19 protein-coding genes, 1 pseudogene and 1 riboswitch are annotated in these 25,990 nt (G+C 61.7%); of the genes and pseudogenes, 2 read left to right on the top strand and 18 right to left on the bottom strand.

Annotation, left to right across the window (positions count from 1 at the left end; translation table 11 throughout):
• The 5 genes and pseudogenes from B5G16_RS06995 to B5G16_RS06975 all read right to left on the bottom strand — a co-directional run bounded on the left by B5G16_RS06995 (position 1) and on the right by B5G16_RS06975 (position 4,321).
• A pseudogene (locus tag B5G16_RS06995) lies at positions 1–1,067 on the bottom strand (relaxase/mobilization nuclease domain-containing protein).
• Positions 1,057–1,410 carry a plasmid mobilization protein gene (locus B5G16_RS06990; protein ID WP_087262636.1) on the bottom strand — a complete coding sequence of 118 codons (354 nt, stop codon included), beginning with the start codon at positions 1,408–1,410 and terminating at the stop codon, positions 1,057–1,059. The pseudogene B5G16_RS06995 and the gene B5G16_RS06990 overlap by 11 nt, the downstream one beginning before the upstream one ends.
• 132 nt (positions 1,411–1,542) lie before the next feature.
• The gene (locus B5G16_RS06985) at positions 1,543–1,854 is read right to left on the bottom strand and encodes a helix-turn-helix transcriptional regulator (protein ID WP_087262634.1); all 312 of its coding nucleotides are present in this window, start codon (positions 1,852–1,854) and stop codon (positions 1,543–1,545) included.
• Positions 1,855–1,974: 120 nt separating this feature from the next.
• Entirely contained in the window at positions 1,975–2,940 is a 966-nt protein-coding gene (locus B5G16_RS06980) for a DUF6043 family protein (protein WP_087262632.1), read from the bottom strand.
• 37 nt (positions 2,941–2,977) lie between these two features.
• On the bottom strand, positions 2,978–4,321 hold the full coding sequence (locus B5G16_RS06975) for a site-specific integrase (protein WP_087262630.1): 1,344 nt from the start codon (positions 4,319–4,321) through the stop codon (positions 2,978–2,980).
• 296 nt (positions 4,322–4,617) lie between these two features.
• On the opposite strand from B5G16_RS06975, the gene B5G16_RS06970 reads away from it, so the two are divergent.
• The gene (locus B5G16_RS06970) at positions 4,618–5,820 is read left to right on the top strand and encodes an alpha/beta hydrolase-fold protein (RefSeq protein ID WP_087262628.1); all 1,203 of its coding nucleotides are present in this window, start codon (positions 4,618–4,620) and stop codon (positions 5,818–5,820) included.
• Positions 5,821–6,097: 277 nt separating this feature from the next.
• Here B5G16_RS06970 and B5G16_RS06965 read toward each other — a convergent pair whose 3' ends face one another.
• From B5G16_RS06965 to B5G16_RS06950, 5 genes are all read right to left on the bottom strand, one after another.
• Entirely contained in the window at positions 6,098–8,416 is a 2,319-nt protein-coding gene (locus B5G16_RS06965) for a TonB dependent receptor (protein WP_162612037.1), read from the bottom strand.
• A gap of 187 nt (positions 8,417–8,603) precedes the next feature.
• Positions 8,604–10,286, bottom strand: coding sequence for a hypothetical protein (locus B5G16_RS12730; protein WP_162612036.1), 1,683 nt, complete (start codon positions 10,284–10,286; stop codon positions 8,604–8,606).
• Between the two features lie 47 nt (positions 10,287–10,333).
• On the bottom strand, positions 10,334–10,906 hold the full coding sequence (locus B5G16_RS06960) for a DUF2284 domain-containing protein (RefSeq protein ID WP_087262624.1): 573 nt from the start codon (positions 10,904–10,906) through the stop codon (positions 10,334–10,336).
• A 457-nt stretch (positions 10,907–11,363) separates the two neighbouring features.
• Positions 11,364–12,446, bottom strand: a complete 1,083-nt coding sequence (locus tag B5G16_RS06955) for a DUF5036 family protein (protein WP_087262622.1) — start codon at positions 12,444–12,446, stop codon at positions 11,364–11,366.
• 183 nt (positions 12,447–12,629) lie between these two features.
• Positions 12,630–14,312, bottom strand: a complete 1,683-nt coding sequence (locus B5G16_RS06950; RefSeq protein WP_087262784.1) for a hypothetical protein — start codon at positions 14,310–14,312, stop codon at positions 12,630–12,632.
• 260 nt (positions 14,313–14,572) lie between these two features.
• Positions 14,573–14,767: riboswitch (cobalamin riboswitch) on the top strand.
• 73 nt (positions 14,768–14,840) lie between these two features.
• Here B5G16_RS06950 and B5G16_RS06945 point away from each other — a divergent pair.
• Positions 14,841–15,209 carry a hypothetical protein gene (locus B5G16_RS06945; protein ID WP_087262620.1) on the top strand — a complete coding sequence of 123 codons (369 nt, stop codon included), beginning with the start codon at positions 14,841–14,843 and terminating at the stop codon, positions 15,207–15,209.
• 55 nt (positions 15,210–15,264) lie between these two features.
• Here the strand turns inward: B5G16_RS06945 and B5G16_RS06940 are convergent, their stop codons facing one another.
• The 8 genes from B5G16_RS06940 to B5G16_RS06905 all read right to left on the bottom strand — a co-directional run bounded on the left by B5G16_RS06940 (position 15,265) and on the right by B5G16_RS06905 (position 25,989).
• Positions 15,265–16,212: a DUF362 domain-containing protein gene (locus tag B5G16_RS06940; RefSeq protein WP_239406022.1), complete on the bottom strand. Its 948-nt coding sequence runs from the start codon at positions 16,210–16,212 to the stop codon at positions 15,265–15,267.
• 32 nt (positions 16,213–16,244) lie between these two features.
• Entirely contained in the window at positions 16,245–16,751 is a 507-nt protein-coding gene (locus B5G16_RS06935) for an ECF transporter S component (RefSeq protein WP_087262616.1), read from the bottom strand.
• Between the two features lie 11 nt (positions 16,752–16,762).
• Positions 16,763–18,598, bottom strand: coding sequence for a TonB-dependent receptor (locus B5G16_RS06930; protein WP_087262614.1), 1,836 nt, complete (start codon positions 18,596–18,598; stop codon positions 16,763–16,765).
• 116 nt (positions 18,599–18,714) lie between these two features.
• On the bottom strand, positions 18,715–19,137 hold the full coding sequence (locus B5G16_RS06925; RefSeq protein ID WP_442856540.1) for a DUF1893 domain-containing protein: 423 nt from the start codon (positions 19,135–19,137) through the stop codon (positions 18,715–18,717).
• A gap of 127 nt (positions 19,138–19,264) precedes the next feature.
• Positions 19,265–20,413: an aldo/keto reductase gene (locus B5G16_RS06920; protein WP_087262610.1), complete on the bottom strand. Its 1,149-nt coding sequence runs from the start codon at positions 20,411–20,413 to the stop codon at positions 19,265–19,267.
• 198 nt (positions 20,414–20,611) lie between these two features.
• Positions 20,612–21,385, bottom strand: a complete 774-nt coding sequence (locus tag B5G16_RS06915; RefSeq protein ID WP_087262608.1) for a S1/P1 nuclease — start codon at positions 21,383–21,385, stop codon at positions 20,612–20,614.
• A 160-nt stretch (positions 21,386–21,545) separates the two neighbouring features.
• Positions 21,546–23,288, bottom strand: coding sequence for a transcription termination factor Rho (rho, locus tag B5G16_RS06910; protein WP_087262606.1), 1,743 nt, complete (start codon positions 23,286–23,288; stop codon positions 21,546–21,548).
• A 433-nt stretch (positions 23,289–23,721) separates the two neighbouring features.
• Positions 23,722–25,989: a GH92 family glycosyl hydrolase gene (locus tag B5G16_RS06905; protein WP_087262604.1), complete on the bottom strand. Its 2,268-nt coding sequence runs from the start codon at positions 25,987–25,989 to the stop codon at positions 23,722–23,724.
• Position 25,990 lies beyond the last annotated feature (1 nt).

The raw sequence follows: 25,990 nt of genomic DNA, 5'->3' as shown, positions 1-25,990 counted from the left end.
TTATCCGATTTTGCGGGAGCGTGCCTCCATGCGACGCTTGCGCTCCATGAGGGCACGGCCATCGCCTCGGCCGCCTTGTTGATCAGTGCCGTGATGCGGGCTATATGCTCCTCGGGGCTCTCGCCCTCACGTCGCTGCATCATCTCGGGTGAAAGGGCAAATGGCGAGTCGAACGGCGGCAGTGGAATCGACCCGGCACTGCCGAGCGACACCGATCCTGCGCCATGGCTTCCACCGCCTCCCGTTGCGGAGAAGGGACGCCCGCCTCCGAACAGACCAGCAAAAGCAGCCCGGAAGCTCCCGACTGCCGCCTTGAGTCCCGACATCAGGGTTGCTTGTCGCTGTTGCACTTGTCCGAAGTGGCGATCCAGCTTCGAGAAACTGAAGGCCCGGTCGACCTTCGAGCCGGAGAACTCAAGCCCGTTTTTCGAGAACAGAACGCCCTGCTTTTGGTTGGTAGAACCGCAATACTTGTAGCGGACATTGATGCCCTGTTCCTTTAGCTTGCCTTCCAGTTCGTTCCAGTTCCTGCACTTGGGCAGGCACTCCTTGATCGCATCGTAAATCTCATACTGGGTCCGGTCGGGCTCACGCAGCCGTTCCCGCCGGACGGCCTCCTTGCCCGGAGCCAGATGCAGCCCGAAGCGTTCGGTCAGCTCGCGACAGACCTTCGCATTACGGAGTTTGATGTTGCGGTCGGAGATGGTCTGCCCGTGATCACCTACGCGATTGTAGACCAGATGACAATGGGGATGGGGCTGGTCGAGGTGTCGCACCAAAAGGTATTGCGTATTGGTGATGCCCATCTTCTGCATGTATTCCCGGGCAATTTGTGTCATCCGTTCGTCGGTGAGCTTCGGGGCATCCTCCGGCGAAAACGACAGGGAGATATGTCCGACGTTCTGCTTCAAGCGGGGATTGAGGCGCGCCTGATCCTCGAAATCCTCGACCATCTCCCGTACGCCGGGCGGCTCGACACCCCGAGCCTCCAGCACGCGCGACTGCTCCTTCATTACATAGCCGACCGTGCCGCCGAACGATCCTCCCGAAATGACCTTACCGATCACGGCGCAGGGCTTCGATCATCCGCACCAGCTCGGCCTGAAGCGTCGCATGTCGCGCTGCGACGGCGGCGAATCCCTGGGCGTGGGCCAGCCGGGTCAGCTGGTTCAGATTGCGGGCAAGGCCCTTGAGCTGGGCGAGCCATTCGAGGTGTTCACTCCGCAGCCGCTCGCGGACCGAGCCGTGGAGAATCAGTTGCCGCAGCACCTCGGTGCGCGTGGTGCCGGCCGCACGGGCCAGGGCGCGGAGCTTGAAGTTGCAGGCGGTGTTGCACCGCAGGGTAATGCGGTACTCCTGTTTTCGGGCGCGTCCCAAAGGCGGACGGCCCCCTTTCTTCGGTGTATTCATGGATTGGAATTTTTGAGTTGAGACCATCGGGATAGGGCCTTGCGGCCGGTTTTTGGCTGACAAAAACACAAACTTGCCTCTGTTACCTCTGCTATTCGAATGCTCGGGGATCTCCCCGGCATTCTCAATCGACTATTTGCTCTCTCGCTCACCGAGAATCCGTTGAATATCCGATGAGCGATATCGGATCTTGTTGCCGATCTTGACGGCCTTCAGATACCCTTTCCGGTTCCAATGCCAGAGCGTTGCATCGCATACGCCGCACAGCTCCTTGACCTGCTCCTTGGTCAGGAAGCGTACCTTGCGAGCTTCGGCGACCTGGGAGGCCAACTCCTCTTTGGCGCGATTGATCAGATTGCTGGAGAAGGCCAGCAGATCCTCGCCGCTTACCTCCAGACGAATGCTTCCGGGCGCTTCGCGGAGGATGGATAATAAGTCTTTCATAAGTTGCTGTTTCCGCGCGGGTGGGACGGCGCTTTCCGGCGGAACAAAAAGCGACGCCGTCACCCGGATATCCGAGTAACGGCGCAAATATAATAACTTGATTGAACGAACTTTAAGCGTTTAATTCGCGGCAGGTTCGGACGAATTAAACGAGTTCGTTTCGGATAGAAAATCTTTGATTTCGCGAATGGCGACGGCTTCGGGACCTCGATCTCGGACCGATTTTCCGGCAAGCAGCGGCTCGGTCAGCCGGCTGTATGCCTCTTGAATACCGCGTTCGTGGACGATGCGAATCTCTCGGCTGTATTCCTCCTGCAGTGCGTCGCGGAACGGTTTGATCGGAATCGGGAGCGTCAGATAACGCAACTCTTCGAGGGCGATCTTCAGTCGGGCAATATCGGTTTGTGTATGCCGGGTGAGGAGATACGTCCCGATCTTACGTCGCAACTCCTCGGGACGGGATACCGTCGGGGCGAACATCTCCGTCAAAGAGCGGGTGGTTCCCGGACGCCCCGGCTTGCGTTTTGAGCCGTTCCTGTCGTCCGACGACTCCTCCATGGCCCAATCCAGCACCTGATCGCTTTCTGCCAGGCGCATGGCTTCGCGGTGGGTTTTCCACTCCTCCCGGGTCCGAAGCCCCAGTTTGATGGAACGGGCAATCAGCAATCGGATTGTGGCGCTCATGGTGATCTTCTGGAAGTAACCCAGGTCGGGAGATCGGCGTAACTCTTCACAATGCTCCACCATGCGTTCGAAGCTCTTTCCGAAGTAGAGCCAGCAGAGCATTGCCGGAACCGGCGATCCGGCAACCGGCTGCTCACACTCTCCGATCAGTTTGCGGGCGAGGTCGTTGTCTTGGGCGGCCTGTTCGATCTCGTCGACATGGTCGAACAGCCCTTCATTGGCCTTGGCCGTCGCGAGCTTCCGATATTGCGGAATAAGGGCGATGGCCTGAAGCAATACGGCCTGACACCCGGCCATATCCCGGGTGTTCATCGACTCTTCGAATGCGGCATATTCTTCGGGATGGGCCTCCATCCACTCCCGCAACTTTGCCTTGAAGGCTTCGTATTCCACCTGCCCCATGGATCTCGCTATTGAATAGTGAACGCACTGCGTTCAATTATGACAACAAATTTACTAATTCTTTTTTCATTTCATCATCGATGGTGCGGTAGCGGGCAAAGGCTTTGCTGCCCTCCTTGTGTCCGCTCAGAGCGCCGACCAGATTGGGATCCTTGACCTGCCGGTAGAGATTGCCGACAAAGGTCCGACGCGCCAGGTGCGACGAGGCGATCTCATACAATACCCGCTTCTCTTCTTCGCGGGTCGTCGGGTTGATGACCGTAACCAATCGCTTCAACCCGGCCGCCTTGAAGATCCGCTTGATGGCCAGGTTGTATTTCTGTTCGGAGATGAACGGCAGCAGCTTGTCGCCGTCACAGGCTTCATACCGGGCAAGAATCTCCGTGGCCATGGCGTTGAGCGGTACCCGTACCGTCAGCGGACGTCCCTCCTTGGTCTTGCGCGGAATGTATTCGATAGCGCCGCCGATGAGATTCGATTTCGTCATCTTCAGCAGGTCGCCTACCCGGCAGCCGATCAGACATTGGAAAACGAAGATATCCCGCTGGATGGCTAACTGGGGATGGCGCTTCAGATTGGTGGCGTAGATCCGGTGCAGCTCCTCGATGGTGATATAATACGGCGTCCCGTAGGTGCACTCCTCCAGCGGAAAATCGTCGAACGGCCGGTTCCGGCTCTTCTTATGGGTGTTGCACCAATAGAAGAAGGTTCGGATACGCGAGAAGCAATCCAATAACGTATTCTTTCCTCGGGGTTGCGGCGTGCGGGCTTCGGGAATGGCCTCGTAAATCTCTGGATAGATGGCGCAGTAGCGGTATTCGTTCTCCAGAAAACTCCAGATGTCCCGCAGGGTGTCGGCCGTTACCCGGTCCACATCCAGCGTGAAGTCCTCCTTTCCCATCTGGGTAGCCCGGATGTAGAGTTCATAACGCTGCAAAGCCCGCTTGATGACGCGATAGTTCTTTTTGCGAACCTCCGAAAGCCGGTGCTTTTCGAGAAACTCGTCGAACAGCGCGGTCAAGGTCGGTTTGATGGTGGATACTTGCTCCAGGTTGTACTTCTGCGGATTGTAATATTGGTCCAGCGCCTCCTTCAGCCAACCCTTTGATACCGTCTCTTCGGGGCGGTTCTGATAGGCTCTCTCGATGTAGGTCTTGAGCCTGCGGGCTTCGTTGTTGTAGCGGGTGCGCATGGCCTCGTCGCAGACGACTTTGCTCTTGACCTGCTCGGCCTTGTCATCCCAAAGATTCGGATTGATCGTAAGACGGGTCGGAGCGACCAGATCGAGTTGCCGGCCGTCGCGCAGACGCGCGTAGATGGTCGCCTGGGACTCCGTGTCGTAACGGGTGACGCTCTTTTTGAGAATGAGGGTTACTTTCATGGTTCAGCAAGATCTAGGGGCTTGAGACAAAGATAGAAATCTTTCCCCACATTTTCCCCACGTCTGCTAAAAAATGTTCAATCGGGATTTGTCAGGTAAAATTATTGAATGTTTATATACTATTGATAATAAATAAAATAAATGCAAAGTCATCTATTTTGACTTCTATTTAGGTTTAATAGAATTTAGTATATTCAAATGCGGTTCCGGGTACGCAAGGGATGCCAAATGGTTGCTTCGTCGCTGTTTGGCATTTTTTATTGGGACGAAGCGACCGACCTTGAACCTGTGACGCGATGAAACCGCTCCGCACCTTGTGCCTCCTGCTGACGATCTTCGTTTCGGGAAGCCTGTCCCATGCGCTCGAAGCGCAGACCCTGTTGATTGATTCCTGGCCGGAGACGGTGCCGGGAGCCCCTGCTCCGGGGCGGAAGGTTGCCGAGACGCTCCCCGCGTACCGCGGCACGGAGGTGCATCATCTGTTGTATCTGCCGGAGAACTACGACCCTTCGCGCCGGTATCCGGTCCTTGTCGAGCTGACGGGCAACCGCTGGGCCTACGGGAACGGCACGGTCGAGGAGGCGCATCTGGGCTATTCGATCACGCTGGGACGCGATTTCATCTGGGTGGTCCCGCCCTATGTCAACCGGGCCGGAACGGCGAATGAGACCACCTGGTGGGGCGATGCCGAGCGGACGGCGGCCTATCTGAAAGAACTGGCGGCCCATCTGGTCGAAAACTGGCAGGCCGATCCGCGGCGTATTTTCCTGTGCGGGTTTTCGCGCGGGGCGATCGGATGCAGCTACATCGGGCTGCACGACGACGAGATCGCACGGTTGTGGTGCGGGTTCCTCTCGCACGACCACTTCGACGGCCAGCGTGAATGGCCGGGTCAGGAGTGGGGTTTCCCGCTGGCGGAATACCGGCAGGAGGCTGCCGAACGCCTGAAACGGGTCGGCGGACGGGACTGGTACGTTTCGTCGAACGGACGGGCGCGCAGCCCCTACCCGGAGGTGCTCGGGACGATGGGCGTGGCCGGATTCGGGAACTATTTCTTTGCGACGGTCGACATCCGGAAGCGTTTCCCGACGATCCCGAACGACTGGTTCGGGAGTGCGCACAACGACTGCTGGCCGGCGTTCGACCTTCCGGAGAGTGCCCGGATCCGCTATTGGCTCCGCCGGGTCGACAACCGGCTGCAAGGGGTAAAGGTCTGGAAGCGGGATTACGTCGATGCCGAAGCGGTCGCCGGGTTCGGCATGGTCGTCGACTCGGGAACGCCCGGACAGCAGGCCTGCATCTATGCCGACCTGCCGACGGATTCGTGCCGTGTCGTGGAGTTGGTTTACCGGGAGGATGACGGGGCGCCGGTCCGGCTGTCGTCCGCGACGAATCCCCGGGAGTTCCGGTTCGGGCTTCCGGCCGGCAGCCGACGCCTGACCTTCCGCTTCGGGTGGGACGGCCGCCGGTCGCCCGAATACGCGTTGAACCGCGAGTAACGCCTGCCGATGTCCTGCTGACACCCGCCCGCCGGTTGACAAACATTCAACTGACGCCCGATGCCGGCCTGCCGACACCTGCCGGCGTCGTGGGGTTCCGCGGCGTTCCGGGGCGGGCTTGCGGCTACCCTATTCCCCGCGGATAAACATCCGTTCGTAATTGATTGTCAGCTGCCGGAAGGTGCGTACGAAGTCGGCGCCCAGTGACCCGACGGTGAGCAGCGTGGCGGCATCCGTCCCGTTGCAGATCACCTCCGTGTCGGGCAGCCCTGTTGGTTTAGTGTCCGAATCGCGAAGTATCGACCTCCTTATGCCTGCGCTCCTTGTAGCCGCCGAAGCGGTAGGAGAAGTGTACGGTCGCCGTGCGCGTATGGCGCTGTGCACCCATATTGAGCCACTGCCCGCGGTAGCGGACCTTCGTATTGGGCATGCCGCTGTCGAAGAGGTCGTTGCAGCGCACGGAAAGGGTTGCGCGGCCCCGGTCGAAGGTCCACTTCACGGCGACGTCGGCCGATCCGAGCGGTTCGATGTCGAAGGTCCCCTGAATGGCCCCCGACTGGAAGAAGCCGTTCATTTCGAGGTCGAGGGCGGGCTTGCGGCTCAAATGGAAGGTGTTCACAAGGCGTGCGATGCCGACCCACTTCGAGCGGTCGAACGACATGTCGTGGAACGGATCGCACTTCTGCCGCATCCGCATCCCCGTAAGCGTCAGCCGCGAGTCGAGCCACCGCCCGATGCGGAACGGAATGACGGCATTGGCGCCCCACTGCCGGTTGAAGTTCCAGTTGAGCGACTGGTAGATCAGCGCCAGCCGGTCGGATGCCTGCCAGGCGGCCTGCACGAAGTGGTCGGGCTGTTCGTTCCAGAAGAGCACGAAGATGTACTTCTGGCGATAGATGTAGACGGCCTGCGCTTCGTAGCTGCACGACGGACGGAGTCCCGACGTGCCGTGGATCTCCGAATAGCCGTCGATGTAGGAGACGGCGCCCTGCATCTCCCAGTACGAAGGATACTCCTTGTCCGACGAGAAGTTCAGCTGCACGATATGCCGCTCGGAGGGCATCCAGTTCAGCGACGCCTGCGGATACAACGACCAGTTCTCGTAGTCGCCCAGACGGTAATACTCCCCGGCGAGCGAGGCCGAGAAACTCATCTTTCCGAACTGACGCCCGAAACCGGCATAGAGGTTTGCGGTGTATTCGTCGAGCCGGGCGTCGGTGTCCGAGGTCGTGGGCGCGCCTTCGAGCACGGTGTAGTGCTGCCGGTCGTGCGAACGGGCGAAGGCGAAGGCCCCGCCGGCCGTCAGCTCCCAGCCCGAGCCGAATACGTGACGTTCGTCGACGGTGGCGTTCAGCCGGTCGATGCGCTGCCCCGAGACAATATCGAAGGCTGTGGCCGACCCGTCGGCATAGTCGTTTTCGAGCGTCGAACGCCCGGGATTGTCGTAATGGGTGTAGTCGAGGCCCAGGTCGAGCCCGAATGCCGAGGTATAGCGCAGCGCGAGGTTGTGCAGCGTCCGGTCGCTCAACTTCTTCGAGAGCGACTCGACATAGGTTCCCGTCGAACGGGACAGACCGTCGGTGTTCGGCGAGAACGACGCGGTGTAGGCGGCGCTCACCCGCCCCCGCTGCTTCGGGGCGTACTCGACGGCGGCCCGGAGTTGATGGCTCCACCCCTCGTCGGTCATCCATTCATCCTGCCGGATGTCGTATTGCCTCCCCTCGAAGGTGTGCAGCGAGCGCAGGTCGAAACTCGACAGCTCCTTGCTCCGGGCCGCCGAATAGGTAACATCCGCCGACCATCGGGGCGACGTAAGGACGAAGTTTCCGCCGGCATCGTAGGTATCGTACCAGCGGTTCGTGTAGTTGGCATGGACTTCGCCCGAGAAGGCTGTCTCGTGGCTGCGGCGCAGCACGACGTTGATCGCCGCTCCGCGGACGTGGTACTGCGGCGGGGCGCTGAACATCACCTCGGCCTTCTCCACCCGATCGACCGGCGTCGAACGCAGCAGCGAGGCCAGCTGCTCCGGGGTCATCGTCGAGGGGCGCCCGTTCAGAATCACCGTGACGGACGACGCTCCGGCCAACGTCAGCGCGCCCTCCTGCTCCGCAACGCCCGGCAACCGCGTCAGCGCCTCGTAGGCGTTGTTGACGGCCTGCCCCTCGACCAGCCTTTCGAGGTCGTACGAGAGCCGCCCCTGCTCGACCTGCACCACGGGACGCTCGCCTTTGACCACCACGGCATCGACGGCTGTATTCGCCTCCGTCAGGCGGATATCGCCCAAATCGGAAAGATCAGACTCGATGCAATACAACTCATAGACCAGATGCTGGATCTGCAACCGGTAGGGCCGCACCGCCGAGCGGATCTCGAAACGCCCGTCCGCACCCGAGGCGACGGCGTCCAGATAGACCGAGTCGCGGTCGAACAATACGACGGCAGCACCCGCGACGGGCGCGTCCGACGAATCAATGATCCGCCCGCGGATCGTGGCGTCGGACGGCGTGTCCGAACGGGTGGCAGTTTGGGCATGTGCGGCGAACGCGGGAAAAAGGAGGGCCGGAATCAGCAGCCGGCAGAGCGTGTGGAATTTCATCGTTTTGCAGTTTTCGAAGGGGGTTCTTTCTGCTGCAAAATTACATCGGAAAGGACCTTTCCGGTGCGGATCGGATCTTGCCGGCCCGATCCCAACTGCCTGATGTGCAATGCCGAATTCCGGAAAAATCTTGCCGGCAACGGCCGTCGCCTTGCTCCGCCGCCGAACCCGTCCCGACGGCGGCCGATCAGTTGAAAAACGCGAGCAGCCGCTCGCGATCGGCGGCTCCGGATTCGGCGATGCGCCGTTTGAGTTTCGATTTGAGCGTGTAGACGCCGTTGAGCGACATGCCGAGCATGACGCAGATCTCCTGCGGCGAGAACCCGGCGATGACCAGCGCCGCGAAGTCATAGTTGCGCGCCGTCCATCCGGGCAGCTGTTCGCAGAGCCGCGTGACGGCCCGGTCGCTGTACAGGTCGGCCATTCCCACGACGTCGGCCAGCACCGCGGGACTCAACGCCAGTTCGCGCATCTTGGCCGTCAGCCGCTCGCCCTCGCCGAAGGTGTAATACGTCGCGGCGATGTCGCGCACGGCGGCCACACGCCCTTCGAGAAGCCTTTTCACGGCCGCTTCGCGGGCATCCGACGCGTCGAGCCGCGACGTGAGGCTGTCGTGCGACTCGCGGTAGGAGTCCACGAGGGCCAGCGACTCGCTCAACTGCTCGTCGCGTCGGCGCAGCTTGCGGCGGTAGCTGACTACGGCCCACCCCGCCGCCGTGACGACCAGTACGGCCGCCAGCGCCGTAATCCAAGCCCGGTAACGGAGCGACGCCTCGCGCAGCGCCACCTCGTTGGCCGTGCGGTAGCGTCGTTCGAGCTCGGCGACCTGCGCCCCGCGCTGCACCTCGAAGAGCGAATCCTTCACCGAGACATACTGCCTCATGTAGTCGTAGGCCCGGGAGTCGTCGCCCCGGTCGTGGTAGATTTCGGCAGCCAGGTCGAACAGCCCGACATCGCCCTGATGGAACGTATCCCGGCAATCGAGCGACTGTTCGATGTAGTAGCGTGCCGAATCGAGCTGCCTGTCCTGCTGGAAGATGATTGCCGAGGCGACGTTGTAGAAAGAGCGTCCGGTATCTTCCGATGCGGCCGTTCCGTATGACAGCGGGGCCTTGCGGATCACGTCGAGATCGATGCTGTCGCGTGCGGCCAACAGCTGCTCGGGTGTCCAGTCCCCGAGGTAGGCGTGGAACACGAGGTTTTGCAGGCGGATCTGCTGGGCGAAGTAACGGAACGGAATCGTATCGGCCGCCTCGACCAGCGGTTCCAGCGTCTTTACGGCCTGTTCGTAATCCCCGTTGGCACAGTACGACGAGGCCAGCATGAAGCGGCTGTATCCCTCCTGCTCGGTGTTGCCGTTCGCGCGGGCCGCCTCGACGGCCTTCGCAAAGGGCTCCACGGCGTCGTACCCCTGCTCGAAATAGAGCAGTCCCAGCGTATGGTAGACGGCCACAAGCAGCGTCTCGGTTCTCCTCCGCAGCGAATCGTCAAGCCGTTTTGCAGCAAGGGCTTTTTCGGCCAGAATCGCTGACTGGGTGTAGCCCCGGATTCCCTCTTCCAGATTGCCCGTCTTGACGTGCGCCTGGGCGTAGGTGTACCACGCCGCGGCCCGCTCGCTGTCCGAACCGTGACGGTCGTAGTAGCGCATACCACGGTCAAGGAACTTTTTGCCTGCCAGGGTGTCGCCCGACGAGACTTCGGCCAGCCCCAGTATCAGCGACCAGCGGGCCCGGTCGTTGCGGCTCATCCGCTCCGGGTTCATGGCCCGTAGCAGCCGCCGGGCGCTGTCGGGATGCTCCACGGCCAGAAAGCCGTCGACCGAGACGCCAGTCCCTTCCCGGGCCGTACATCCGACGGCTGCCAGGGCCAAAATCCCGAGTATCACCCGCAAACTTCGTATCATCCGTGTCTTCATCGTCACTCCTCCCATTCGATCGTTCCGGCGTTGTGGAAAAAACCGCTCACGAGCATCAGGTATTCGGGTATCCGCCCGTCGCAGCTCCACAGCAGCGGGATTCCGAACAGTTCCTCGGACGTGCGGCAGAGATCGAAACCGCAGGCTTCGAGCGAGGGCCTCACCCACTCCGGGTGCCGGCACGGGGCCTCTGCGGGACGGGTGCAGCACCCCTCCGGACAGTAGAGACACGTCCCGGCATAGGCGAACGCCCGGCCGCCGTACCGGCGCTCCATGTCGAGCAGCCGGCTTTCATGCCGCACCCGTTCGGGTCGGAAGAGCCGTCCGGCTTCGCGAAAGGGAAGCCCCGGGTTTGAGGGGGTTATTTTCGTAGCGATGATCAACGCCGTTCGGTAGCCTGCGAGGTAGTCGTCCATGTCGAATCCGAAGGGCGGGCAGGCCCAGCTGCGGCCGTAGTTGGGACACGCGCGGCAATACGCGGCGATGCGCTCCGGATCGCGGAAGCGTGCGATAAAGTCGGCGGCGGGCAGTGTGGCGGTAAAATCGAGGGCCGTATGTTCGGACGAGCGGTTCATACGGCAAAGATACGAAATCCTGCCTTCGGAGGATCATTCCGGAAGCAGGAATTTGTCGGAAAAGGGGAAAAACCGGAGGGACTCCGCGTGCGTCCGGCGGCAAACCGGGGATTCGGGTTGGCGGATTCATCGCCGCCGGAGCTGCCTTATGGATTTCAGGAGCAGCGGTCCGGAGAGGCGCAGGAGTGCAAGCAGCAGTAGAATCAGCATCTGTCGGTCGGTTTTCGGCGGTATTCCGGTTGCGGGAGATCGTGCAGGATCGTGGGGAGAGACGAGCATGCCCGCAATCGAATCGTCGGATCCGGCCGGCGGATCGTTGCGTCGGATGTTGAAAAAAAGTCCCCGGATGCGGCAGCCGTTTCGGGCCTTTGGAGGTTCTCCCATCCTCCATTCGCCCAAGGCGAGTCATCTCTCCGCTATCCAATCGGCCCGAAGGCTGTCGGCATCCGGGGACGGATTATTTCAGAATCCGGATTCGGGCTTCGGTGTACCGGCTTCCCGAACGGATGAAGAACGTATACTCTTTTCCTTCCGCCATGTCGGGGTCCGTAATCTGCGCTGTCGCATGATCCTTTGCATAGCTGAAACGGACCGGAGTATTGCCTCGCGGAGCGCATTCCGAATCATCGGACGACTCCGGGAGCGGTATGGTCACCGACCGATCGCCCGAAAGTTTCATTTCGTAGGTCGATCCCCATTCGGGCAGTTCTCCTGTTCCGGGCTGACCGACCGTATAGCGGAGTCGGGCGCCTACGATCCGCTCCTCTTTCGAGATCCATTCCGAGACGTATATCCGGGCGAGTTCCGAGATGATGGCCAGCGCCCATTTTCCCGAGGGGAATTCCATCAGAGCGATATCCTTGCAGACGAAATAGCCGTTTCCGGGGCGTATTGCCATTGTTCCGGCGTGTTTGTCGAGCCGGAGCTCGCCCATGTCGTCGAGTCCCTGGACGGCGCCCGCGTCGATGAACGAATAGCGGTTGTTGCCAGCCAGACGGTGCTCCGCGTCGAGGGTGAGGGTCTCGCCGAAGAGCGTCGTGCGGCCGTTCTCCTCGTCATACATGTCGATCGGGGTGCCCGTCGGTTCTTCGGGAACGGCGGGGACGTCAGGATCGGCGGGAGTTTCCGTCCGGTCGATCCGGAAATCGATCCGTATCTGCTCGGCCGCCTTGATGTTTTTTCTGATGGCCCAGATCCTGTAATTCTCCGCGTCGAGCTCCTCGCGGATGACGAATGCCACGAGGCGGCTTCCTGCGGTGAACCACTCCGAATAGGGAAGCCGGTAATTGACCTGGCCGTTCGGCAGGGTCACGGTGAAGGCTTTCGCTTCGGTATTGCGGTCTTTGCGGAATTTCTCGTATCCCTCCTCGTCGTAGATGAGGACGGGAAGTCCTCCCTGCGGAACGCCCTTTTCGTCGACCACCGTGATCCGAGCCACGGCATCCTTGTCGTTGGGACTGTCGTTCTTTTTGTCGCAGGAGGTCAGAAACAATATACCGTTCAGTACGGTGATCAGAATTGCAATGATGAATTTACGCATTTGTTATTTCGATTTTGGTGTCGTGAATTCCGGTTGCCCCGGGGGGTGGCAGATCGGATTTCCGGATGCAAAATTAGCGGTTTTGCCGCGTTTCGGATTGCACGACAAACCCTCCAGATCTAACACCTTTCGATATAAGATATTGATTTGCAGATTATTGCAATTCGCCTTCCGTCCGTATTTCTAACACCGTTCTGACACCGTTCCGAGCAGGGTGAGAAACAGCTCCCGATCGGGAGCTTCGGATGCCTTGATGCGGGATTTCAGTCTCGATTTGCGGGCATAGACGTTGGCGACGTTCTCTTCCATGAAGAGGCTGATGACCTGGGGCGAGAATCCGCCGAAGATGTAGCACAACAGCCGCACGTCGGACTCCTTCATCTTCGGGAAGTTGCGGCGGAGTTTCCGCATGACGCCGTCGTGCGCCATGTCGACGATGTGTTCGAGCTCCTGCAACATGTCTCCGTTTTCGGCGAACCCCTCGATGATGCGTTTCACCTCGCGGGTCATGACAGCCTGTCCCGAGACGGTGTTTTCGCGTTCGTAGAGTGTCTTTCCGAGTCGGTCGACGATGTCGAACCGCGAGGCGATGAGCCCCTTCATGCGGGCTTCGTCGCGGTCCCGCTGTTGGAGACTGCGGGCCAGGTTGCGGTATTCGGCTTCGGCCTCGCGGACGAGCAGCAGATAACGTTCGTTGCGCTCCTTGTGGAGCCGGATGCGCTGGCGGAGAATCAGCCCCGCAATCAGGAGCACCAGCAGTACGACTGCTGCGACGAGGCATTCGCCCAGGCGGCGGTTCTGCATCCGGAAGTCGGCGAAAGCGGCGCGTTCGCGGAAGTAGTCGCGCTCGATCATCCCGGCCGAAGTCTGCAAGGCCGTTCGGGTCAGCGAGTCGTTCAGGAAGATGAAGCGGTCGATCTTCCGCGCGGCCTCCCGGTAGCGGCCCGCACGGGACTCGACGCGGTAGGCCGTGTATTCGATCATGGACTGCATGTCGTCGTCCGGATCCAGCGCTTCGGCCTGTTGCAGATAGTACCGCGCGCTGTCGGGCCGGTTATGCAGCAGGAAGGTCTGTGCCCGCGTACAGCATTCTGCGGCGGAGGTGTCGCTGCGGATCGAGGCTTCGATGCGGTGTAACAGGTCATGGGGAATCCGCTCGGTCTCCGCAACGGTATAGATCGTGGCGAAGAGGGCGAGGCTCCGTCGGACGAGGGTGTCGTCATGCAGTTCGTCGGCCCGTTCGAGCGCCATCGAGCAGTCGCGCAGGGCACGTCCCAGATCGCGCATCCGCAGTGCCGAGACCGTCATGCCGAGTTGAGCTTCGGTTGTTTGGCGGGAGGCGTCGGAACGGATGAAGAGATCGCGGGCGTCGCGGTAATAGCGGTAAGCCCTTACGAAGTTGAGCTCGGCGCGATAGACGCCGCCGATGCGCAGGTAGAGCAGCCCCAGATAATAGGGTTCGTCGATCGGGCGGAGTTTCTCCTCGACTTCGAGGAAGAGGCGCAGGGCTCCGGGTTTGTCGCCCTGGCGCAGCCGGCTCTGCCCCCGGTAGTAGAGGGTTTTGCAGATGCCGCGGATCTCGTGCGGATGCTTGCGGTAGTACTCCCAGGCGATCCGCAGGATCGAGTCGTTGTTGTTGGGTGTTCCGGCGCGTTCTGCGGCTTCGGCCTGGAGCAGGGCGTAACGGGCCCGGAGCTCCCGGCTTCGGAGGGCGTCGGTCGGAAGTTCCCGGAGGAGCCGCAGAACGCTGTCGGGCGCCTCTGCGACGATTTTCTCGGCATGGGAGAGAGTTTCGGCGAGTCGTATTCCTCCTCCGGAACAGCCGGAGAACAGGAGGAGCAGGGCTCCGTATATGAAAGGTCTCATCATCGGGTCGGGGTGTATGTCGGCATCGAAGGTAATGAATCGCCGCGATCTGTGCAAATCCGGCGGGCGGATCTTTCCCGCAGCGCACCCTTTTCTTCGCCCTTTTGACTCCGATCGACGCTTTTGCCCGTCGCTCTTTTTTCCTGTTTTCGGAGGTTTCGGCCTTTTCAGCCTTCTTCCGGGATCGCCTTTGGAGGGCCGTGGAAGGGCGATCGGGTTCGATTTTTTGCTTCGGAGCGTTGTTTTTCCGGATTATCCGCTATCTTTGCTCCGGATTTGGTTTCCTGCTCCCCGTGCGGGGAGGGAATGAAAAGGGAACCGGGTGCAAGTCCCGGACAGTCCCGCTGCTGTGAAACTCCGCGGACGTTCCGAACATCTCGCCACTGATCCTCCGCGATCGGGAAGGCTTCGGAACGGGAGTAAGTCAGAAGACCTGCCAAATCAATTCGGTTCCGTGCGCCCCGGGGGATGGGTATGCGGGTTCGGACGTAGTATGGGCTGCCGTACCTGTTTTAAATTTTGAAGCTTATGAATATTCTGTTATATGGTGTTCCGGCCGAAATCGCCGAGCGCATCGCCGAACGCTATTCGTTGCAACTGGGCTCTTCGCTGGCCGACACCGGCTGTTCCGGGATGTTGGTGCTTATTCCGTCGATGGGTTCGCCGCGCCAACTGCTCGCCTTCTACAACGCGATGCTGGCACGCGAGGAGGAGATCGATGCCGTGATCGTCTGCGATCCGGCCTCGTGCAATGCGGTCAGCACGGTACAGTACTGCTCGCCGCAGGGGAAATTCTTCACCGTGAGCCGCGACGAGGACGACGAGGCGCTCGAATACGCCATATCCAGCATCGTGGAGACCAAACTGGGCCGGGTCTGCGCCCACGAGGGCATCTGATTCTTCCCGGCCTTCTGCCCGCGCCGGACATGCCGGACACGCCGGGGTTCCTCCCCTATTTGTCCAGATCGACCAGTTCGTATTGCTGCGAACCGATGCCGAGGGCTTCGGCATGTTCGAGCGTGTGGATGCCGTGTCGCGACTCCATGCGTTCGATCAGATGGACCTTTCCCTCGTCGGGCGAGGCGTAGACCTGATCGACGCACGCCTTGTCCAGGGCGACGGGGTCCAGCGACGCGAGGATGCCGATGTCGCCCATGCGGGGCGGTTCGGGATGGGCGTCGCAGTCGCAGTCGACCGAGAGGTTGTTCATCACGTTGATGTAGAGGATCCGTTCGCCGCAGTGGTCGACGATTGCCCGGGCGGCTTCGGCCATAGCTTCGAGGAAGTCGTCCTGCGGGGGAAGGTTCCCCCAGACCTTGCCGACGTCGGTGGTTTTTCCGGCGGAGTGAATCCAGGCCTTTCCGGCCGAGGAGGCGATGCCGATGGAGATGTTCTTGATGGCGCCGCCGAATCCGCCCATGGCGTGTCCCTTGAAGTGCGAGAGCACGACGACGAAGTCGTACTCCATGAAGTGCGATCCGACGATGTCGTATGCCAGGTGCCGACCGCCCTCGACGGGCAGCCGCACCTCGCCCTCGGCATCCATGATGTCGACCGGGGCAATGGCCGTGAAACCGTGGTCGGCCGCAGCTTTGAGGTGGTCTTCCGTGGCGGCGCGACCTCCGCCGTAGGCGGTGTTGCATTCGACGATCGTGCCCTTGACTTCGCGGACCAGATCGCCGATCAGGGCCGGTTTGAGGTAGTTGTTGCCGCCGGGTTCGCCGGTCGAGAGCTTCACGGCGACCTTCCGGCCTTCGGCAGGACGTCCGAGCGCCTCATAGACGGCTTTCAGACCGGCGGGCGAGATGTCGCGGGTCATGTAGACCTTGGCAGGCGCAGCTGTCGCATCCTCCTTGCCGGGGTTGGCGGCACATCCGGCAGTTGCGGCTGCGAACTGCATGAAAAACGCACACATACAGACTTTTGCGATCATTATTTGAGGTGTTTGATGAAGAGATATCCTCCGAAGATTTGGAGCAGCATGCCGGGAATCCCGATGCGGAAGTCCTGCATGGCGGCGGAGAGACTGCCCGTCAGGGCCCATTCGGCAGCCGAGCCGATCACCTGATAGAAGAGCACCACGCCGAGGAGCAGGAGCAGCGATACGCGGCGGAACTTCCGGGCTGCGAATCCGGCGGCTGCGGCGAGCAGGAGCGACTTCGTGAGGATGGCCGGCAGGACGGCCGGGGCCGGCATGGCGAAGAGAGCCGAGTTGACCAGCGGCGACGCAACGGCGGTCAGCACCCCGACTTTCCAGCCGTACTTGTAGGCTGCGACGAGCGTGAAGAAGTAGATCGGCAGGAGCATCGGGCCGCCCGACGGCACGAGGTGGCACAATTGCGGCAGGGCGATGTTGCCGATGACGAAGAGTGCGGCAATCCAGTAGGTCGCTGCGTTCTTGTACTCCAAGGAGTGGAGTGAAACAGAATTTGTTGCCATATTCATTTCAATTAAAAGTTCAACCTTACGCCGGCGAATGCCGTGGCGCGCGGCATGGGATATCCGGCATTGATTTCATACGCCTGTGCGAGGAGGTTTTCGCCCCGGGCGTAGATCGTCAGCCGGCGGTTCGCCCGGAATGAGGCCCGCAGGTTCAAAAGTACGAAATTTTCCTGAATTTCCGGATCCACCGACGTGTAAAGTCCTTCGACATACTGCACGCCGGCCGCGACCGTCCAGCGCTTTTTGGAAAAGTTCGCTCCGGCGTAGAGTTTGTGCTCGGGCGATGCCAGCACGGGATACTCCATGCGGAGCCAGCTGTAATTGGCGTCGAGGCTCCAGGCCGCGGCGATCCGCCAGGCGACGTTGGCCTCGATACCCGTATTCTCGATCCGCGCCTGGTTCAACAGGATCGGACGACCGTCGCGCATGCCGGTCTGGATGATCCCCTCACCGTTGATATAGAAGAGGTTGACGCCGTATGACAGGCGTCCGTCCGCGAGGCGCTGGCTCCACGCCAGTTCGTAGTTCCACAGCCGTTCGGGGCGCAGGGCGGGATTCTTGACCCCGAACATGTAGAGATCCCGCAGTACGGGATTGCGGAAGCCCTTGCTTGCCGAGGCTTTCAGCACGCCGTCGCGGGTGGCCTGCCACGAAATGCCGAACTGCGGCACCCACTCCGTGCCGGTGCGCGTGTGGTGGTCGACGCGCAGCCCGGCATCGAAGGTGAAGCGTCCGACAAGCTGCCGGAATTCGGCATATCCGGCCACCTCGTCCTCCGTGCGGTCGATGATCGACGTCTCGCTGCCGTCCGCCACCGCGCGGTTCCAGGCTTCGCCGCCGAAGTGCTGCCAGTCGATGCCGGCCGTCAGCCGGGCCCCCTGCCAGAGCGTCGTGCTCTGGTGGAGCGATAGGCCGAGCATCCGGTCGCGCGAATGGAACCGGTAGTCGAGCGGCTCTTCGCCGGTTTTATAGCCGTCGTTGATGCGGTGGCGGCCCCAGTTGTAGAAGAAGGTCAGCGCTCCGGAGGTGCGGTCGTATTCGTTGGTCAGCGCCACGGAGGTCATGCCGCGCGTGATGCGCGAGTCGTTGTCGTAGATCCGCCCGGTGACCGGCCCCGGGTTCGAGGCGTTGAAATGGGTCACGTTGACGTCGGCCGAGGCCTTCCAGTGACGCGAGATCGCATACCCCACTTTCGCATAGCCGCCGTACTGCTCGAACCCCATGTCGGCGCGATGGCCGTCGGTGCGGTTGTACGAGGCGGTCACGACGCTCGAAAAGCGCCCCTTGCGGATGCGGTTGGCCGCTTCTGCCTGCAAGGTGTTCCACGAACCGAAGCTCACGTCGAGATCGGTCCGCACGCCCTCCTCGCGCTGCTGGCGCGTGACGATGTTGATGACGCCGCCCATGGCGTTCGAACCGTAGAGCACCGACGCCGGGCCGCGTACGACCTCGACGCGCTCGGCGAGCATCGACTGCGCGGCATCGGCGATCGGATGGCCGAACAACCCCATGTATTGCGGGTGTCCGTCGATGAGCACGAGCATCTGGGCTGCCGAGCCTCCGCCGATGCCGCGCAGGCTCATGCCGCCGGCCGCACCCGTCGAGACCCCGTATCCCATCACGCCGCGCGCCGTGACGAAGAGTCCCGGCACCTGCTCCGTGAGCAGCGGCAGCAGCGATGCCTCGTGTCGCTGTTCGATGGCCGGGCGTCCGACGACCGACACCGACATCGGCAGGTGGCGGATGTCCGCGGCGTAGCGCGTTCCGGTGACCACGACCGAGTCGATCGGCAGATCACGGGCCGGGCGTTCCGTCTCGACGATACGCACTTCGGCGGCGGGCATGGCCGTTTCGGCGGGTGTCGCCGCCGCAGGAAATCGCTCCGGAGCCGGAGCCCCGAGGGCCGCCGCGGCGAATCCCAGGCCGACGGCGGCAAGAATCCCTATTTTTCGACCTCTTCTCATTGTGCTGTGGGGGTATTTTGCATCTTCATCCGGCGGACGAACTCCCCGATGCGGGGCAGGCACTCCTCCGGGGTTCGGGCGTCGGCGCAAAGGCTCTCCACGGGGCAGATGCCGTTGCCGGCGCGGTTGATGATGTTCGGGACGAGGCGTTCGTACTCCACGGGGATGCCGGCTTCGGAGAGCAGGTCGAGGGCCGGGCGGCTCACCGTGCGGGCGAAGACGCCCCGCACGCCTCCGGCGGCCATCAGCGCTGCGGCACCCTTCCCGACGACCTTGTCGGCGACAAAGGCGCCGTGCAGCAGTTCGGGTTCCTCGTGCAGGAGCCGCCAGAGGTCGCTGACGCCCCGCTCATGGAACGAACGCATCGTCTCACCGTTGCGGATGACGCACGAACACCCTTCGGCGAGGAGTCGTTCCACGGCTTGTCGGTCTTTGTTGTCCGGGTTTGTGTTCATGTGTTGGGATGGTTCAATCGTTGTGTCTTGTCTTGTCGTGTCTTGTCGGGGCGGGAAGCTGTTCCTGCTGTCCTTTTTCCGGCTCCTCCGGTCAGTATCCGAACCGCTCTGCGGCCCGCCGCATCGCGGCGATGATCTCCACCCCGAACGGGCATCGGGTCTCGCAGGCCCCGCAGGCGACGCACTCCGAGGCGTGGTGCCGCAGCGTGCGGTAGTGTTCGCGGACCGTCTCGGGAAGGCCCTCTTCGGCAACCGTGAGGTTATAGAACTTGTTCACCGCAGCGATGTCGATTCCGGCGGTGCAGGGGGCGCAGTGTCCGCAGTACATGCAGTGTCCCTGCCAGGTGAAGCGTTCCAGACCCTGCAAGACCGGTGCATAGTCGCGTTCCCCGGCCGGAGCCGTGCACCAGGCCAGCGCGGCGGCAATCTCCCCGCGGCTGCGGCATCCGACCATCACGGCAGCCACGCCGGGGCGCGTCAGGGCATATTCGAGGCATTGCACGGGAGTCAGCGCCCGTCCGAACGGCGAGTTCGTTTCGCTCAACAGGTCACCGCCGCCGTAGACCTTCATCACGTCGATTCCTACGCCGCGGCGTTCGCAGAGTTCGTAGAGACTTTCGCGCTCGGGGTCGATGTTGTGCAGCGCCCGGGCGTAGCTCTCCTCGGCCCACAGCGCATCGACGTCGTCGCCGGCGGGTTGCAGGTCGTAGGCCGGGTTGATCGAGAACATCACCACGTCGACCTCCCCGCTTTCGACGGCCATGCGGGCCACCTTCGGGTTGTGGCTGCTGATGCCGAGAGCCCGGATGCGGCCTTCGCTGCGGAGCCGGCGGGCATGGCGGAGGATCTCGCCGTCGAAGACGCGGCGGAAATCCTCCTCGGCGTCGATGTAGTGGATCATCCCGATGTCGAGGTAGTCGGTCCGGAGCTGTTGCAGCTGGGTTTCGAACGACGCGCGGGTCTTTTCCGGATCGCGCGTGCGGAGGTACTGGTCCTCCTCCCAGACGGTGCAGAGGTGTCCCTGGATGATGAAATTCCCGCGGCGGCCTTCGAGAGCGGCGCCGATGTTTTCGCGCAGCTGCGGGTTCGGCGAGTAGATGTCGACGAAGTTGATGCCGCGGGCGATGGCGAAGTCGAAATCCGCGCAGACCTCCTCGGCGCTCTTCTCCATGAACCCCTCGCATCCGAGCGCCACGGCACTCACGCGCAGGCCCGTTCGGCCCAGTGTCCTGTATTCCATATCTATTCTATCGGTTTCTCCGTTGTCCGCACAAAGATACGTCGAAAAGTCGGATTCCGAACGCCCCGAATTACGGATCTTGTTACCGATTTTCCGGATTTCGGGCCGCCGCACTTCGTTCGGGTGTCTGCACGAAAACGCCCGCAGGTTTGGCGACCTGCGGGCGTATGTCGTTGATTGTCTGCCTGCCCCGTCCGGTTATCCGTAGATTTCGTTCAGCAGATGCGCCAGCCGAAGCCCGGCCCGCAGCAGCTGGCTTTCGATGATCGGGGCATAGCGTGCCACGTAGTCGTAGGAGATCTCCGTTCCTTCGGGCGTGTCGGCATAGATCCGGGTGCAGAGTCCGAGGGTTTCGCGCACCCACTCCTCCGGGGTGCCGGAGGCGATCTGCCGGAAGTCGTTCTTTTTCAGTCCGTTGTCGATCTGTTCGGCCCATTCGGAATAGCTCCAACGGTGCGCAGCCTCCACCAGATCGGTGTCCCAGACCGTGTGGAGGTTCGTTTCGCGGCCGAAGAAGCGGACTTTGATCCGGTTGCCGCCCAGATCCTCGGCATGTCCCAGGTGCATCGGGCAGTGCATGTCGCCGACCAGGTGGATCAGCATCCGCAGGGCCGTCTCCTCCTCCCCGGCTTCGAGACTCCCGCTTTTGAGCTGCGCGGTCAGATCGGTTACGGCCCGCAGGACATCCCCTTCGGGGAGACGTTCGGTGGTTTCGATCTCTCCATCCGGGGCGATATTGAAGTAGTGCCACGTCTTCGTATGGGCATACAGGGGCGTATGGCTGGCATTGTCCATCCAGTTGGCGACATAGACCGGCGAGAGCCCGTTCAGTACGCGCCGCACCTCTCTGGCCGCCTTCCGGGTGAGATGCCGCTCGGCAATGGCGGCCGCGACGTCGTGTCCCTTTTGTCCCCAACCGAAAGCAGCGCTGGAAATAACCAGCCCCAACACTATTGTAATCAGCTTCTTCATCGTTGCTTCCGAACTCTCGCTTTTTCTTCCTGTCTCCCCACTCTTCTCTCCTTCTCTCCTTCTCTCCTTCTCTCCTTCTCTCCTTCTCTCCTTCTCCCCTTCTCTCCTTCTCTCCTTCTCTCCTTCTCCCCTTCTCTCCTTCTCTCTGGCCCCTTCCGGACTAATGGTTCATCGTGGCGAGGAACTCCTCGTTCGTATCGGTCAGGCCCATCTGCTTTTGGAGGAACTCCATGGCCTCGACGGGCGTCATGTCCGAGAGGTATTTGCGCAGCACCCACGTGCGGTTCATCACGTCGCGCGGCAGCAGCAGGTCTTCGCGGCGCGTACCCGACGCAATGACGTCGACGGCCGGGTAGACGCGCTTGTTGGCCAGCTTGCGGTCCAACTGCAACTCCATGTTTCCCGTACCCTTGAACTCCTCGAAGATCACCTCGTCCATCTTCGAACCGGTGTCGATCAGGGCTGTGGCGATGATCGTCAGCGAACCCTTCTCCTCGGTGTTGCGCGCGGCGCCGAAGAAGCGCTTGGGCTTGTGCAGGGCGTTTGCGTCGACACCTCCGGAGAGGACCTTGCCCGATGCCGGCTGCACGGAGTTGTAGGCGCGTGCCAGGCGCGTGATCGAGTCGAGGAAGATCACCACGTCGTGGCCGCATTCGACCATGCGTTTGGCCTTTTCGAGGACCATTTCGGCGACCTTCACATGGCGCGAGGCCTGCTCGTCGAAGGTCGAGGCGACGACCTCGGCCTTCACGTTGCGGGCCATTTCGGTCACCTCCTCCGGGCGTTCGTCGATCAGCAGCACGATCATGTAGACCTCCGGATGGTTGTCCGCAATGGCGTTGGCGATCGATTGCAGCAGCATCGTCTTACCCGTCTTGGGCTGTGCGACGATCAGCGCGCGCTGCCCCTTGCCGATCGGCGAGAAGAGGTCGACGATGCGCGTCGACATGTTGTTGTGTCCGTTGCCCGTCAGGCAGAACTTCTCGCTCGGGAAGAGCGGGGTCATGTATTCGAACTGCACGCGGTCGCGGATATACTCGGGTTTCAGCCCGTTGATCTCGTTCACGCGCACCAGCGGGAAGTACTTCTCGCCCTCCTTCGGGGGACGGATCGCACCGTTCACCGTGTCGCCGGGTTTCAGCCCGAAGAGCTTGATCTGCGAGGGCGAGACGTAGACGTCGTCCGGGGAATTGAGGTAGTTGTAGTCCGCCGAACGGAGGAATCCGTAGCCGTCGGGCATGATTTCCAGCACGCCCTCGCCCTCGATCTCGCCGGCGAAGTCATCCTTCGTGATGATCTCGTCGTCCAGCGACCGTTCGGCATGCCCGGTCTGTTGCTGTGCGGCCTGTGCCTCGTCGTCCGACGGCGGGTTCTGCTGCTGGTTCTTGGGCTTGCGGCCCCGGCGTTTGGTTTCGGACTTGGCCTCTGCGGCTTCTGCGGCCGGGTTTGCCGGGAGCGTCTCTGCGGGCTGTTCCGCCGCATCCGTTGCAAGTTCCGCGTCGGCGGCTGCGGTGCGCCGCCCCGCGCCCTTTTTCTGTGATTTCTGGAATTTACCCGATTTCGCGTCCTTTTTCTCCGCCGTCTGTTCCTTTGCCACCTCCGGCTGTTCGCCCGTCACTGCTTCCGCATGCTCCGGGCGGGCATTCGGCTCCGGCTCTCCGGCCGCCTTTTCTGACTTGGCCAGACGGGGCCGTCGGCCGCGTTTGGACTTCGCTGCGGTTTCCGCAGCCGGAGTTTCCGGGGCCGTTTGTGCGGGCTCCGCGGACGGCGTGTCCGCCGGGATCCCGGCGATCATTTCTATCAGTTGGCGCTTTTTTACCATGACATTGCCGATGCCGACAGCCTTCGCTATCTCGCGCAATTCGGCCAGCGTTTTACCTTCGAGCGCTTTCAGATCCTGCATATAATGTTCCGTTCAAAGAGATTTTCTGAAACCGGACGGTCGTCCGGTTCGTTGGAATTCACCTGCAAATATAGTGCATTATTTTGAATTGCAAAACAAAAAGAGGCTTACAGGCCCCGGACAGGGACAATTTGGCTGTGCCGGATTTGAAAAATACCTAAATATGGCGATTGCCCGTTCGGGTATTTTGCGCGACCTTTGTTCCGTAAACAATGAAACCGGAGATTTCAGCCATTGCATTGTTTGTATTGTTAATGTTTGTGTGTGGAAAACCTTCCGTCTGCGGCGGAAGGTTTTTTCGTTTTGGAGCGCCGCGGCTGCGGTCATGTGCGGAAACGCGCCTGGTTGACCGCCTTCTCCGTCCTGACGCATCGTACCGGAGAGGGGCGGACACCGCTTTTCGGGATGTCCGCCCCGTATCCGGGGTCGTTGGCTATTTCACGGCGGGTTCCGCCTGCATGTCGAAGCGCAGCGTGGCGCCCTCCTTCAACTCCGAATAGCGGAGGAAAGGCTCCGCAAGGGGTTTCCCGTCGACCGACATCTTGCCGACGTAGCGGTTTGCGGGGCTGTTTTCCGGGGCCTCGATCTCGATTTTGGCGCCGTTTTCGAGGTGGATCGTCGCGCGGCGGAACAGCGGGGCTCCGACGGCGTACTCGTCGGCGCCCGGGCAGACGGGATAGAACCCCAGGGCCGAGAAGACGTACCAGGCCGAAGTCTGTCCGTTGTCCTCGTCGCCGCAGTAGCCGTCGGGCTGCGCCTTGTAGAGACGGTCCATCACCTCGCGCACCCAGTACTGCGCCTTGTGGGGCTCGCCGGCATAGTCGTAGAGGTAGATCATGTGTTGTGCCGGCTGGTTGCCGTGGGCGTAGTTGCCCATGTTGGCCACCTGCATCTCGGTGATCTCGTGGATGCGCACTCCGTAGTAGCTGTCGTCGTAAACGGGCGGCACGACGAAGACCGAATCCAACATTTTCGAAAACTCCTCCTTGCCGCCCATCAGCTCGGCCAGTCCCCCGACGTCGTGGAACACCGACCACGTATAGTGCCAGGCGTTTCCTTCGGTGTAGGCGTCGCCCCACTTGTAGGGGCTGAACGGCGTCTGGAACGTGCCGTCGGCATTGCGGCCGCGCATGAGTTTGGTCCCGGCATCGAAGACGTTGCGGTAGTTCTGCGCCGCCTTTTCGAGCATGGCGGCATCCTCCGTCTTGCCTAACTTTTCGGCCACTTGGGCGATGCACCAGTCGTCGTAGGCATATTCCAGCGTGCGGGCGACGTTCTCGTTGATCCCGACGTTGCAGGGCACGTATCCGAGCGTATTGTAGTATTCGTGTCCGAGACGTCCCGTCGAGGAGATCTCCGGGTGGACCTTCGTGCGGCCGCTCATCATCGCCTCGTAAAGTTCGCCGACATCCTCTGCGGGCGTTACGCCTTTCAGGATGGCGTCCGAGACGACCGAAGCCGAGTTGTTGCCCACCATGCAGCCGCGGTGTCCGGGCGAGGCCCATTCGGGCAGGAATCCGCTCTCGCGCCAGGTGTTGGCCAGTCCGGCCTGGATCTCGGCGTTGACCGACGGATAAACGAGGTTCAGCAGCGGGAAGAGACAACGGAACGTATCCCAGAAGCCCGTATCGGTATACATGTACCCGGGCCGCACCTCGCCGTTGTAGGGGCTGTAATGGATCGGCTTCCCTGCGGCGTCGATCTCGTAGAACTTGCGCGGGAAGAGCACCGAGCGGTAGAGACACGAGTAGAAGGTGCGCAGCTGGTCGACGCTGCCGCCCGCGACCTCGATACGTCCCAGCACCTCGTCCCAGCGGGCCTGCGCCTTCGACTTCACCGTCTCGAAGTCATCCGCTCCGAGTTCGGTTTCGAGGTTGCGAAGGGCCTGCTCCGCGGAGATGAACGACGAGGCGATGCGGGCCGTCACCTGCTCGCCGCGCTCGGTCGCGAAGTGCACCTTCGCCACGGCATGCTCCCCTTCGACCGACTTCCCGCCCTCGGGGTACAGCGGCCGGCTGCCGGCCCGGTAGGACGAGGGGGAGTCCGTCAGTTCAATGGCATCGAAAGGCTTGTCGAAGCGGATGACGAACCAGTTGCGGAAGTTGTCGGGCACGCCGCCGCTGTTGCGCGTGGTGTAACCCGCCACGGTTCGGTCGTCGACCATCTCCACGCGCGAGCCGCGGTCGAAGGCGTCGATCACCACCCCGCTCTCGCGGCTCTCGGGGAACGTGAAGCGCATCATGGCGGCGCGCTCCGTGGGCGTCACCTCGGCCACGATGTCGTGGTCGGCCAGATAGACCGAATAGTAATAGGGTTTCGCCACCTCGGATTGGTGCGAGAACCAGCTTTGGCGCGACTCCTCGTCGAGTTTGTCGTCGCCGCGCACGGGCATTACGGCGAATTGCCCGTAGTCGTTGATCCACGGCGAGGGCTGGTGGGTCTGTTTCAGGCCGCGGAGCGTATGTGCGCCGTAGGTATAGGTCCATCCGTCGCCCATCCGACCGGTCTGGGGCGTCCAGAAGTTCATGCCCCACGGCAGGGCTACGGCCGGATAGGTGTTGCCCGTCGAGAGTGCGTAGTCGGACTGCGTGCCCATCAGCGTGGTGACATGCTCCGTCGGACGCATCGGCGCCCCCTGCTGCGGCGTTTGGCAACAGGCGGCCGCTCCGAGCGCACAGGCGAGGATCCAGAATCTTTTCATG

Origin of the sequence: Alistipes sp. An66, assembly GCF_002161445.1 — a bacterium.
GTDB classification, from domain to species: domain Bacteria; phylum Bacteroidota; class Bacteroidia; order Bacteroidales; family Rikenellaceae; genus Alistipes; species Alistipes cottocaccae.
The sequence above is the reverse complement of the archived record's forward strand: the minus strand, read 5'-3'. Positions and strand labels throughout refer to the sequence as shown.